Source organism: Aquisphaera insulae, assembly GCF_011064615.1.
In the GTDB taxonomy this organism is placed as follows: domain Bacteria; phylum Planctomycetota; class Planctomycetia; order Isosphaerales; family Isosphaeraceae; genus Aquisphaera; species Aquisphaera insulae.
This window is the reverse complement of sequence record NZ_JAALJH010000034.1, coordinates 47885-60926: the sequence shown is the minus strand read 5'-3', so window position 1 is coordinate 60926 and position 13042 is coordinate 47885. Positions and strand designations below refer to the sequence as shown.

At 67.6% G+C, this 13042-nt stretch carries 9 protein-coding genes; 4 read left to right on the top strand and 5 right to left on the bottom strand.

Going from position 1 to position 13042, the window contains the following annotated elements:
- Positions 1-83 precede the first annotated feature (83 nt).
- On the top strand, positions 84-2327 hold the full coding sequence (locus tag G6O54_RS18565) for an ABC transporter permease (RefSeq protein WP_369432147.1): 2244 nt from the start codon (positions 84-86) through the stop codon (positions 2325-2327).
- Positions 2328-2360: 33 nt separating this feature from the next.
- On the opposite strand, the gene G6O54_RS18560 is transcribed toward G6O54_RS18565, so the two are convergent.
- A complete protein-coding gene (locus G6O54_RS18560) occupies positions 2361-3524 on the bottom strand; it encodes an alpha/beta hydrolase fold domain-containing protein (RefSeq protein WP_165227150.1) in 1164 nt (387 codons plus the stop codon).
- Between the two features lie 664 nt (positions 3525-4188).
- On the opposite strand from G6O54_RS18560, the gene G6O54_RS18555 reads away from it, so the two are divergent.
- Positions 4189-4674 (top strand): hypothetical protein, encoded by a 486-nt coding sequence (locus tag G6O54_RS18555; protein ID WP_165227149.1) that lies wholly within the window; start codon positions 4189-4191, stop codon positions 4672-4674.
- Positions 4675-4782: 108 nt separating this feature from the next.
- Here G6O54_RS18555 and G6O54_RS18550 read toward each other — a convergent pair whose 3' ends face one another.
- The 3 genes from G6O54_RS18550 to G6O54_RS18540 all read right to left on the bottom strand — a co-directional run bounded on the left by G6O54_RS18550 (position 4783) and on the right by G6O54_RS18540 (position 9493).
- Positions 4783-6360 carry a hypothetical protein gene (locus tag G6O54_RS18550; protein WP_165227148.1) on the bottom strand — a complete coding sequence of 526 codons (1578 nt, stop codon included), beginning with the start codon at positions 6358-6360 and terminating at the stop codon, positions 4783-4785.
- Between the two features lie 601 nt (positions 6361-6961).
- On the bottom strand, positions 6962-7915 hold the full coding sequence (locus tag G6O54_RS18545; protein WP_250846969.1) for a HEAT repeat domain-containing protein: 954 nt from the start codon (positions 7913-7915) through the stop codon (positions 6962-6964).
- Positions 7916-8131: 216 nt separating this feature from the next.
- Entirely contained in the window at positions 8132-9493 is a 1362-nt protein-coding gene (locus G6O54_RS18540) for an APC family permease (protein ID WP_250846968.1), read from the bottom strand.
- Positions 9494-9739: 246 nt separating this feature from the next.
- On the opposite strand from G6O54_RS18540, the gene G6O54_RS18535 reads away from it, so the two are divergent.
- Together G6O54_RS18535 and G6O54_RS18530 are read left to right on the top strand one after the other, a co-directional pair.
- Complete coding sequence (locus G6O54_RS18535) at positions 9740-10156, top strand: hypothetical protein (protein WP_165227145.1); 417 nt, start codon at positions 9740-9742, stop codon at positions 10154-10156.
- A 142-nt stretch (positions 10157-10298) separates the two neighbouring features.
- Positions 10299-10703 (top strand): Imm1 family immunity protein, encoded by a 405-nt coding sequence (locus G6O54_RS18530; RefSeq protein WP_165227144.1) that lies wholly within the window; start codon positions 10299-10301, stop codon positions 10701-10703.
- Between the two features lie 78 nt (positions 10704-10781).
- On the opposite strand, the gene G6O54_RS37970 is transcribed toward G6O54_RS18530, so the two are convergent.
- Positions 10782-12950, bottom strand: a complete 2169-nt coding sequence (locus G6O54_RS37970; RefSeq protein ID WP_250846967.1) for an alpha-amylase family protein — start codon at positions 12948-12950, stop codon at positions 10782-10784.
- Between the last annotated feature and the right edge of the window lie 92 nt (positions 12951-13042).

Sequence of the window (13042 nt, the reverse complement as noted above, 5' to 3'; positions counted from 1 at the left end):
TTCCCTATCTCGTCGTCTTCCATTCGTGTCATCCGTGGTAGTCACTCCCCCGTTCGTGGCTTGACAGTGAGGCATCCGTGGAAGTGATCCGGCTCGAGACGATCTGCAAGGAGTACCTCCGCGGCGACGTGCCCGTGCCGGTGCTGAAGGGGGTGTCGCTGACGATCCGCGAGGGGGAGATGGTGGCCCTCATGGGGGCGTCCGGGTCGGGCAAGACGACGCTCATCAACCTGCTCGGGTTCCTGGACCGGCCCACGCGGGGGAACTACTGGTTCGAGGGAGCGGATGTCTCCGGCCTGGACGACATCCGCCGGGCCTTCCTGCGGAGCCGCCGGATCGGCTTCGTCTTCCAGAGCTTCAACCTGCTGCCGAGGATGAGCGCGCTCGAGAACGTCATGCTGCCGATGCTGTACGGCGCGCACGGGCTCTCGTCCGCGGAGTGTCGTTCCCGTGCGGAGCGACTGCTCGAGCGAGTGGGCCTGGCCGGCCGGATGGACCACGAGCCCTCCCGGCTCTCCGGCGGAGAGCAACAGCGGGTGGCAATCGCTCGGGCGCTGATGAACCAGGGGAGCCTGCTGATCGCCGACGAGCCGACCGGCAACCTTGACTCGAGGACGGGCGAGGAGATCCTCGCGCTCTTCCAGGAGCTGAACCGCCAGGAAGGCCTGACGATCCTGCTGGTGACCCACGACGCGGGCGTCGCCTCGCACGCCGACCGCACCATCCGCGTCCGCGACGGGAGGATCTCCGAGGACGGCGTGGAGGAGACGGAGGTCCCGGCGGGGACGATGGTGGAGAGCGTTCCCGCGTCGATCCTCGCCCCCGTGGACGTGGAGGCTCCGCCCCTGCGTCCGGCCCCATTCCTGCGGAAGACCTCGCCCGCGGACGAGCGGGAGACGGCCGGCGGATCCGCGCCGACGCCGCCACGTCCCGGGCTCATCGACGAGGCACGGTTCCTGTCTCGGACCGTCGCCACGTCGTTCCGGTCCCTCCGGCGCAACGCCATGCGATCGGCGCTGACGACGCTGGGGATCATCATCGGGGTCGGCTCGCTGCTGGCGATCGCGGAGATCGGGCAGGGGGCCTGGACAGCCATCCGGGCGCTGCTCACGAAGACGGGCGTGGACAACATCGTCATCCAGGCCGGCGCCGCGTCGCGGAATGGAGTGAGCCTGGGCTCCGGGTCGATCAAGACCCTCACGCCGGAGGACGCGGAGCTCATCGAGCGGGAGTGCCCGAGCATCGACAGCCTCGCGCCGCTGGTCTTCACCCGCCGGCAGGTCGTCAGCGGCAGCGCCAACTGGGTCCCCGCCACGTTCATCGGCACGACGCCCGGCTACCTGCGGGTCCGCGAGTGGGAGGACCTGGAAGAGGGCGAGCCATTCACCGACGAGGACGTCTCGAGCTCCGGCATGGTCTGCCTGCTCGGCCACACGATCGCGCGCGAGCTCTTCGGCAAGGAGTCCCCGGTCGGCCGCGAGGTCCACGTCAGCGACGTCCCCCTCCGCGTGATCGGCGTCCTCGCCCGCAAGGGGGCGGACATCATCGGCGAGGACCAGGATGATATCCTCGTCGCCCCGTGGACCACCGTGAAGTACCGCATCAGCGCGGCGGCCGCGACGGGGTCGCCGACGAAGGACGCCCTGCATCTCAACCCGGCCGATGACCTCACCGCGATGGCCCGCCGCTACCCTCGCGGGCAGGCCGATCCGTTCCCCACCCAGTCGGCCATCCAGATGCTCAACACGCCGACCCTCCAGCGGCTCTCCAACGTGGACTCGATCCTGGTCCGGGCCGAGTCCACCGAGGAGATCCCCGCGGCGATGGAGCAGATCGAGAACGTCCTCCGCGAGAGCCACCGGATCAAGGACGGCGAGCCCAATGATTTCTCCGTCCGCGACTTCACCGAGGTCGTCGGCGCCGTGAAGGGGACGGTCGGTCTCGTCGCCGGCCTCTTGCTCTGCGTGGCGCTCATCTCGCTGCTGGTGGGGGGGATCGGGATCATGAACATCATGCTCGTCTCGGTGACCGAGCGATACCGCGAGATCGGGCTGCGGATGGCCGTCGGCGCGCGGTCCAGCGACATCCTTCGCCAGTTCCTGGTCGAGTCGGTCGTGCTCTGCATCCTGGGCGGCGCGGTGGGCATCGCGTTGGGGCGTTCCGCCTCGACCGTGGTCCGGCTGCTCGCCCTCTGGCCGACCGAGCCTTCCACCCTCGCGGTGATTGTAAGTGTCTCCGTCTCGGTGACGATCGGCATGATCTTCGGCTACTATCCGGCCTGGAAGGCCTCGCGGCTGGATCCGATCGAGGCGCTCCGGTTCGAGTGACGATCCGACCATCAGCCCCGTAGCGGTCGGCAATCAGGATTTGCCGGCCGCCGGGGAGTCGTTGGGGATCGGCTCCTCCGAGATCGTTCCCACGTCCTGGCCCCGGAGATTCCGGTCGAAAAACCGGCGGACACGACGGCCGACCTCCGGGTTGCGGAACCCGCCATGCCCCGCGCCCACGACGTGGACGAAGAGTACGGGCACGTCCGCCGCCCGGAGAGCCGCGGCCATCCGCTCCGACTGGTTGAAGGGGACCACGGGGTCCTTCGTCCCGTGGAAGATCAGGAACGGCGGCGTCTCCTTCGTCACATAGGTGACCGGCGAGGCGGCCCGGGCCCGGTCCTTGTTCTCGGGCACGGTTGCCCCGATGAGCCTCGATTCCGGCGAGTTCGCCGCGTCATGGCTACCTCCCATGGCGTGGAGGTCGGACGGGCCGAACTCATCGACCACGCATCGGATCGTCGTACTCACCCCCTTGTGCGGGCCGATCTCACCTTCCAGGCCCGCGGCCTTGCCGCTGGCGCCGAGCATCGCCACGAGGTGCCCACCGGCTGAGGCGCCGATCACGCCGATGCGGTCGGCGTCGATGTGGTACTTCGCCGCATTGGCCCGAACCCAGCGAATCGCCGCCTTGCAGTCGTGGACCTGCGCCGGCCAGATCGCCTGTCCGCTGAGCCGGTAGTTGATGGAGGCGACCGCATATTCGCCGCTGGCGACCAGGGGCAGGAGCTCGTCCACGCCCATGCTCTTGTCGCCTCCCATCCAGGCGCCCCCGTGGATGTTCACGACCACCGGCAGCGGCCCCGTCCCCTTCGGCTCCCTGGGCAGGTAGAGATCCAGCTTCTGCCGCGGGTCAGTCGTACCGGCATAGGCGATCTCCTTCTCAATCTTGACCGTGGCCGAGACGTTCAGCCGGCCGAATCCGCCGGCTCCCGGTCCTCCCTGCAACAACTTCTTCTGGAAGGCGGCGTCCTCCTGGCGGGAGACGGAACCGTCACCGTTCGTGTCGACCGCCTTGAAACCGCCGCGGAGGAACTCCGGAAACTCCTCCTTCGTCAGCTTGCCGTCCTGGTTCTTGTCGAGCCGGTCGAACATGCTCCCGTTCCCCGCTCCACCCGGCGGCTGGGCCGTCGCCGCCGGGGCGTAAAGCAGGCCGATGGAAAGGAGCGACGCCCCGAGGCTGGTTCTGCATCTCATCGATCATTCACTCCGGACAGCGAGACGGATGACGACCGGGGAGGGGCCGACGATGGCCTCCGCGGGCCGATGTCCAGGATGGGCTCCCTTCGATCCGCCGGTCAGGTCCTCAGTAGCTGACCCGGGAGGCGCCCTGGGAAGGGAATTCGACGAGCCTGGCCCCGCCGACTCTGGTGTCGTCGCCAAGGTGCCCGGCTCCAGCCACGTCCACAACTTCCTCAGCGAGATCATGGGCGTTGCGAGCCGCGCATTCAGCATAACAGGGACCGGGAGGCGAGGCCCGCGCCGAAAGATCGAAACATCCTCCCCAGCCTGGACGTTTTGCGACTTGACCGGGGGGGAAATCCTCCGTAAGGTTTAGGAGAGGTTGTGCAAAGATCCGGGAGCGGCCGGCGAGTGGGTCCCCGGGCGCGCGGAGGAGAACGTTCCTCCACCCGCCGATCGTTTCGTCGTCGTCCCGCGTGCGGCCGGATCGTTTCTGCATGCGCCAGGGCGGGTGCCGTCGGAGGCCGGATGCCTCTCGCGGAACCAGAGCCGGTCGAAAACGTACGACCTCGAAATCCGAGACGAAGCCCGGTTGACACCCGTGCATTCCCGCTCGCTCGCGTCTGTCGAGCGGACGCTCGAAGGCACCTCTCCAGTCGACCGGGCGGGAGGAAGACGCATGAACGGTCTCATGGCCCGCGCCCCCCTGGGCGCCTCGCTCGCACTGGCTGGTGCGATGATGGTTGGTGCCCTGGCAACCCCGGGGTGCGGAACCTCGTCCGCCGGGCCGGTCGCCCCGAAATTCGCCGGCCGCATCACCTACAACGGCCAGGCGCTCACGAATCAGATGATCGTCTTCACCCCCAAGGACGCGAAATACGACAATTGGGGGATGGCCGTCACCGACGCCGAAGGCAATTTTGCCGTTTCGGCCTGCTTGCATGACGATAGCCTGGCGCCGGGAGTCTACAACATCTTCCTCCGCAAGCGGCCCGGCTCGCGGAACGCCGAAGAAGGAGATCAGCGAGAGGGCAGGGCCGCGACGGCGACGGCTGTGGAACTCCCCGACCGGTTCTATAGCGCCGAGCAGTCCGGGATCTGGGCCAAAGTGGAGCGGAACTCCCGCTGGATCCAGATTGATCTTCGCAGCGAGCCCAAGGCCTGAGCGACCGCCTTGGGGCGGGCTGGTCGGGAACTAGCAAGAGAGCCCGCCGGATCGCCTGGATCCGGCGGGCTCTTCTCATTTCGGGTTGTCGATCTCGGGGATTGGGAGCTACTGGCAGGAGAGGCAGGTCGGGACGACCACAGGGACCGCCGTGGTCTGCTGGACCGCCACGGTGCGGGCGACCTGGCGGGCGACGACGCGATTGACGGTGACGGGGACCTGCTCCGCCACGCAGACCGGCACTTGCCGCGAAGCGGTCTCGGAGACCATCCGGCAGGTCCGCACGGGCACCTTCTCCACTCGCTCCTCGGCGGCGTAGCTGCAGGTGGTCACCTGGTAGGGCTCCACGCGCTCCTCGGCGACGAGCTGGCAGGTCTGCACCTCGTACGGCTCCACCCGCTCCTCGCTGACATAGCTGCACGTCGTGACCGGGACGGACTCGACCTTCTCCTCGGCCACCATCTCGCAGGTGCGGACCTCGTAAGGCTCCACCCGCTCCTCGCGGACGTAATTGCAGGTCTGGACCTGGTAAGGCTCCACCCGCTCCTCCGCCACCATCTTGCAGGTCTGGACCTGGTACGGCTCCACCCGCTCCTCCGCCACGTACCGGCAGGTGGTCACCTGATAGGGCTCCACCCGCTCCTCCGCCACCATCCGACAGCGAGTGACCGGGACCTGACGGACCATGGTTTCGCGGACATAGGTCGTTTCGGTGACGTCGCGGGTGACCGGCCGGGAGACGAAGACCCGCTGGCTGACCGTGCGAGGGGGGCACTGCACGGCGACCGTGGCGGTGACCTTCTTCTTGCACTTCAGGCAGCCGAAGAGCCCCCGACGAGGCGCCTCTCCGCAAGCGTCGCATTCCTCGACCGGCACCCTCACCTGACGCTCCACCACCGGGCCGGGGATCGTCGTGTACTGCCTTTCATAGTAGCCGCATTCTACCGTCTCCTGCCGGACGGTGGTGACGGGGCGGCAGACCGTGTAGGGCTGCTCCACCATCGTCGTCTCCGTGACCGGCTTCATCACGGTGTAGCGGCGCTCGCGGTTCTCCGTCTGGTAGACCGGACGCTGGACGGTGTAGCGGCGCTCGCGGTTCTCCGTCTGGTACACCGGACGCTGGACGGTGTAGCGGCGCTCTCGGTTCTCCGTCTGGTACACCGGCTTCATCACGGCGTAGCGGCGTTCCATCTGCTGCGTCTTGACGACGGGCTTCATGACGGTATAACGCCGCTCGGTGTTGACGGTCTGGTAGACGGGGCGCTGCACCGTGTAGCGGCGCTCGCGGCGTTCCGTCTGGTAGACGGGGCGCTGCACCGTGTAGCGGCGCTCGCGGTTCTCCGTCTGGTACACCGGCTTCATCACGGTGTACTTGCGATCGACGAAGGAGGTCTCCCACACAGGCCGCTGGACCGTGTAGTTCTCGGTCTGGTAGGCCGTGCGGTAGCGGGTCTCCATCACGGTGGTGGGCTCGGCCTCGTAGACCGTCTCATACACGGTCCGGTAGACGGTCTCCACCTGCGGCGTCAGGGTGACGACGCTGAGCTGCGTCGCCACCACGGGGGCCGGGGCGACGCTGTTGCACCCGCCGCCGCAGTACGACGCACGCGCCGGCGGTGCCAGCCCGCCCAGCATGGCCGCGGCCGCCGCGGCGGCCAGGCTCACGATTTTCAAGGACTTGAACATGCGTTACTCCTCGGCGGATCCTCGGGCATCCCTGTCGCGAGTCGCCAGAACGGGGTCATCTCGCACGGCCCAGAGGAGTGCACTGTCTCGTCCCTGAGAAGGCCCTCCGCGTGACAACGACGGCAATTCCTGTTACAGCACGGCAGACGGTTAGAAAGACGCGGCCAGACGGCGCCCTGTTCGCGAGTGCAAGGACCATGGCCATCGGCCGGCCCCGCGGCCGCAGAATCGCTACATTCGCCCCATCCGAAACGGGGGCTCATCACCCCTTCGAAAGTTCTCGGGGAATTCTCCAGCCGGCAGTAGGAGCCGGCCGATGAAATAACGATTGAGGCCCGCGACCAGCCTTCCAGAGCAGTATATCACCACGGGCGATTGTCCTACCGGGAATCGCGCAGTTTTCCTCAAGTCCGCGGTCATCCTGTACCGATCACAACACGTTGACATCGCACCGGTGCCCCTGTGCCGTCGACGTTGAGATGCACAAGGCGCGCCGGGACGCACGGGCGCACCGTCCCGCGAGTCGAAGGTGAGTCACAAGGACAGACAGATCCACAACATCGAAACGACCGCCCCGTTCGCTCGATGCGTCGCGATCGTCTCAGCCGGTCGGCAACGATCGTCCCGGCGGTTGTAATTTCTGCAAGACCGACCGGGCCAGGGTGCGGACGCCGATCAGGCCCGACCGTCCCAGCTCCTCGACCTGGGGACGGAGCATCGCGACGAGATCCGGCTCGCCGGACGAGATCGATGCATCGAGCGCGCCCAGGGCCTCGAGCTGGATCGCCTCGACCCGGCCCTGCTTCTCGTCCGCGTTCGGGGCCTCGACGACCCGGTCCAGGTCCGCGGTGGAGAGCATCTCCTTGAGGGTCGGCGCCGCGACGAGATCGCCCCGACGGCCGAGCGCGACGGCGGCGTTATAGCGGACGAACCGGTCCTCGTCGACGCGGACACGCTCCCGGAGCGCATCGGTCGCCTTCGCTCCGGCGACGAACCCGAGCGCATAGGTGGCGACCTGCCGGAGCTCGGGCTCGCCCTCGGCGGCCGCGGCGGAGAGGCCTGCTACCACCCTGGGGTCTTCGAGAGTCCCCTCCAGGCGGGCCGCCTGCCTGGCGAGGCTCGCCGCAGCTTCCATGCGGAGGGACGGTTTGAAGCGGGGTGCGAGCGCCTCGGCCAGGGTGCCGATCGGGTCGACCTTCCGGCCGTCGTTGAGCGTCGCTTCCAGCGTCCCGAAGATACCCAGGGTCTTGATCAGGTAGACCGTAAGGTCGGTGGCAGGTGCGTCCTGCTTCAGCTCGCCGTCCAGCAGCTCGGTCAGCTCGCCGAGCAGGTGCGGGTCTGCGGCCAGCCGCGAGTCGTTCTGGATCAGGCTCGCCAGCTCGAACGCCGATCGCCAGTCCCCCTTCCCTTCGCGAAACCTCCGGACGTACTCCGCAGGGTCCCGCTCGCCGCCGGCGAGCTTGCCGAAGAGGAGCCAGACGAAGATGACCACCGCCACGACGATGGCTGGGATCACGAAGAGCTGCACCACGAACCCGGCCGAGGGCGTTTCCACCGGCGGCAGGTCCGGCAGCTCCGGCGGAAGGCCTCCTAAGGAGCCATCCGGGCCGACTCTCGGATCCGCGGGATCATGGGCATGGCGGTCTTGCACGGTGGGTGGGCTTTCACGAGATCGGGGGAGAGGCGCCATCTTCCGGGCTGATGGGCAAGGAGAACGCGGCCTTGGCCCGCCGGCGATGTCCCGTCCAGTGTAAAGGGCGGGGGACGCGCGTCAAGAAACGGGACCGCCCGGGACGAGACGCTTCATGAGGTAATAGACGGGGATGCCGGCCAGGATGCTCGCCAGGGCCGCGGTCGAGATCCAGGGCTCCTTCCGGAACGCTGCCAGCGCCAGGGCCGCGGTCAGAATCAGGTAGATCAGCGGGGTCACGGGATAGCCGGGAGTTCGGAACGGCCGAACCAGGTCGGGCCGCTTCCAGCGGAGGACGAAGATCGAGCTCATCGCCAGCATGGAGAAGAGGGACAGCCCCACGCTGGCGTAGAGGACGATCCACTGGAAGGATCCCGTCCAGAGGAGCACCAGCGTCATGGCCACTTGCAGGGCCGTCGCCACGAAGGGCGTGCCGGCGGATGGGGAGAGCCTCGCCGCGATCCCCGGAAACTGGCCGGCCCGCGCCATCGCGTAGATGACTCGCGGGCCCAGCAGCAGATAGGCACTCAGCGTGGAGAGGAGCATCAGGCCGATCGCGAGGCTCAGGGGCGTGGACCACGACGTGCCGAAGAGCCGCTTCGCCGCGATCTCCGCGATCGGATCCACAACATCCATGCCCTGCTGGTTGCCCGGGGCATCGATCATCGCCTTCAAGTCCGCCGGCGTGAGCGCCAGGCCGTACACCGCGTTCAGCGCCAGATAGAGGATCGTCACGCCTCCCGTTCCGTAGAGGATGGCCCTGGGCAGGATCCGCTGGGGCTCGCGTATCTCCCCGGCCAGGTACGAGGCTCCGTTCCATCCGATGTAGGCATAGTAAATGTAGACGAGCGAGAACAGCATCGACTCCGCCAGAGGCCCATCCACCGGCATGGGGTCGTTCAGGTTGGCCAGGTTGGGCCAGCCCACGAGGAGGCCCGCCACGACCAGCAGGCCCAGCAGGCCCACCTTCAGCCCCGTGATCCACCCCTGAACGCGGGCCGTCCGGCTCCGCCCGGAGACATGAACGACGGCGAAAGAGAGGATCCCCGCCGTCGCGAGCACTCGCTGGATCAGCGTCAACCTGGCCGGATCGATGGCGAACGGGGCGAGCACATACTTGGCCGACGCGAGAGCCGCCGCCGCGCAGGGCCCCGAGAAGCCGCACACGAAGGACACCCACCCGGACAGGAAGGCGACGAGCGGCCCGTATGCATGGAGGAGATAGACGAAGTCTCCTCCCGTATGGGGCAAGGCCGCGGAGAGTTCCGCCAGGGTCAGCGCGCCACAAAGCGCGATGATCCCCCCGACCACCCAGAGGAGCAGCATGTACTGATTGCTCCCCACCCCGGCCATCGTGTAGCCCGACGTCGTCAGCACGCCCACGCCCACCATGCTGGCGATCACCACGAACGTCGCCATCGGCAGGCCGAACTCGGCGGGCATCGACGTGGCGTCATCACGCCATGTCGAGCCTGAGTTGCCATCAATCTCGCGAGGACTGTCGTTTTCTTGCATAGGATGTCGTATAATTCTGGTAAAGTGTATGGGCCCGGGTAATTTGAGGTAGTAATCCAGGAAGATTTAGTGAACATCTGGAAACCGGGGAGCGTGAACGAATAATAGTAAAGGATCGAGAGTCCGACTTCAGGAGTGCTCCACAGCTACGAGGCTGTTTTTGGAGGACCTCTCATGAGTGAACTTCGAACGCTGAAGCCGGCCCGAGGAGGGCCGCGAGTTCGGGGCGTCCAGGGAAGGCTCTCCATCGACCTCGACGAAAGCCTTGATGACCCGTTGCCACGGGTCGAGCCACCGAAATTTGCGCGGCCGAGTCGTGCCCGCCGGCCGTCGAAGGCCGCGCGGCCGCAGGCCGAGAACCGCGACGACTCGCGGCGGCCGGCGCCCATCTTCCACCCGTTGGCCTATCGCAGCATCATCGCCGAGTGGCCCATCGACCGCCGCGAGCGCTGGGGCCTCCGCGCCAACGAGCTCGAGGACACCGGCCTTTCCTGGCGCGATGCCGAGACCCAGGCGTTCGTCGAGGCCTGGAATGAGATGAGGCAGGGCGAGATTGCCGGCTCCTCGGCAGTCGACCCCGGCGCGAACTGATCGATCGAGCTGTGTCACGGTCCCCGCGGGACCCTCGACTCTGAACCGTTCACATGGCCGCTCTTGCCCTGAAGGAGCCTGGTCCGTGCGGCGACTGCGCGAGCCCCGGCTTGGGCGGTACTCGCCGGCTCAAGGAGAAACCATGTGCACGTTCATCGCCACGAACGCGAGAGGTACGGTCAAGCTCCCCGTCGACACGCCGGTGCGAATGCCGCGGCTTATCAGGGAACTGGAACGAGCCGGTTTCGACGGCGCCTTGCTCGAACTCCATCGCCACGTCTACCTTGTCGTCGTCATCAACCGACGCGGCATGGCGATCATCTTTCACGACGACTCGAAAGATCCGAGGCTGCTGGACGCTTCCACGTCCCCCGAGGTCTCACGCGAACGCGTCAACATAACATACGGCGGCCAGCACACGCAGCTCCCCCGCAACATGCGGCTCCCGAGGAAGGTCGCCATCGAGGTGCTCCGACACTTCTGCGAGACGAGAGGAGGACTTTCCCCTCAGGTCTTCTGGTTGCCTGAAATGGCCCCGAACCCCTGAGCGTCGGAGCAGCGTGAGGCACCTGCAGGAGGACCGATACATGACGCTCGCGGTAGCCAGGCCGCCGGGGCTCGACGATCAATACTGGATCAGTAATACCTCGTGAATGTTGCCCACCGTCGCGACGACCGAACCACCGTCGACGGTCGCGGCCTGCCCCGCATGCCCGGCGCGTGCCGCCCGCGGTGGGGTCGATAGCATGACCCGCACACGATACATCGGGGCGTCCTCGATCAGCCCCGGGATGACGGCGGGGCGGTTCGAGGCCGGCGTGGTGGCCGGGGTGGACGCGTAGGCAATCAGGTGGACTCGCAGGGTTCGACTGGAGGGGTCGTCGGTCACGACGGACTCGACGAATGCCGGCGCTTCGACCCGCACGCGGGGCGACGGATGCAGCAGGCGGACGGAGTTGACCAGGAACCGGCGGGCCTCGACGATCGGATGCTCGCCCCCGGTCGCGGCGTCGGGCGAGGCGGCGATCGTCAGGACGCGGCCCTTGCCGACCTGGTGTAGCAGCACGGCCGGACCGACGGGCGTTCCCGCGCTCATCGGCCAGCCGGTCCCCTCCTTCCCCTGCTTCTGCCGGACCGTCCGATGCGGGGCCATCAGCTCGCCGATCGGCCTCGCCGTCGTCGGCCGATAGACGCACGCCGGGCCCTCGACGAGGAACGGCCAGGCCGGCTCGATCCCGGTGAGCAAGGGTGGCGGAGCATCGGCCGGCAGACGGACGTGGTTATCCTCCGAATCGAGTCGGCGGACAAACCGGGCGCCGATCAGCGATTCCAGGGAGGACCGATCACGTGGCTCGCCGCGACCACCCAGGGTCCCGCTCCATCCGGTGACGAGGAGCGCCCCCCCGGCCTCCACGTAGCGAGTGAGCCGCGCGACCTCCTCGTCCGAGAGGATCGCGGCATTCGACAGCAACACGACCGGAAACGCCCCCAACGTGGCCTCCGTCGCGTTTTCGTCGAGGGCAATGCCCCAGGGGATGTGTTCCAGCACCATCGCCCGATGGGCACCCTGGATCGACCGGAACATCCGCGACGGCTCCTCGCGGCCGTACCAGTCCCTGGTTCGCGACGAGAAGTAGATCGCCACGTCCCGGACCGGCTCGCCCGTGAGGTCCGCGCGGCCGGCCCTCGCGTCGCGGAAGGCCTCACCGATGCGTCGGTAGGCGACCGGGTCGAGTCCGCCGTCGTAGCCGGTCTTGTCCACCATCGTCACGAACGCCCCGTGGGCGAGGAGCGTGGCGAGCTCCCAGCGAATGTCGTTGAGCGGCCGGGTCGTCTGGTCGTGGTACATCCGGACCCCGCGCTGCATGGCGACCTGGAACCGCTTGCCGGGGGTGGCGGCCCGGTAGAACTCCGCGTTCAGGCCCACGCCCAGCGCGCTGAAGCCCCAGACGCCCGTCTCGCCGGTGAGGAAGTCGCCGTTCTCGCCGTGGGCCACCGGCTGCTGGCCGACCTCGAACGAGAACGGCGGACTGCCGTGATAGTTGAAATCCACCGTGACCGAGGGCTTCACGGCCTTCACGTGCTGATAGAGCGCCCGTTCGAACCGCCGGCTCGATGCGTACCGGAAGGCGAGCATCCGGTCCCAGCCCTCGTCCCAGGAAGCCCCGCCCGGCGGCTTCGCGTGATGTTCCGCCTCGAAGAGCTTGCGGCAAGCCTCGCACCAGCAACCGTAAGGCCGGCCGAAGCCCTGGTCGAGCATGTCGATGTGGAAGCCCGCGATCCCATACCCGATCATCTCCGTCGCGAGCGACTTCAAGGTCTCCAGATATCCCGAATTGAGGCAGAAACGCCCCGGGATGATCGCACCGGCGGCGTCGCGCATGGCGAACTCGGGGTGCTGCTCGAGGTAATGCCCGCCCTGCTGGACCACGCAGTAGGCGATGATCGGGAGGCCGCGTTTCGCGCCCTCCTCCACGGCCTCGCGGAGCACGTCGCGCGCCCCGAGCCCCGGGCACTTCGCCACGACCTTCGAGTCGTAGTAGGCGTACTCGCCGTCTCGCGCCCAGATCACCACGTACTCCGATCCCGCCTCCGCGCACCGGCGGACGACCTCGCGGCCATCGAACCGCGCCGCATAGCCCACGTCGGAGGGATCGGCCCCGAACTGCGCGCCGGTCGGGCCGACCTCCATGCCGACGAGACTCCGCTGATACCACGGCACGTCGTCGGCCCAGGCTCGAGACGCAGGGACGATCCAGGCCAGCACGAGCAGCGTGACGACCTTGCGATCCATGAGACGCTCCGGAGAGAAAGAGCAGGGGGGATGACAGGCGGGGATGTTCGCGTGCGATTCCATGCCGGAGTTCATTCAACGCAACCGGTGAG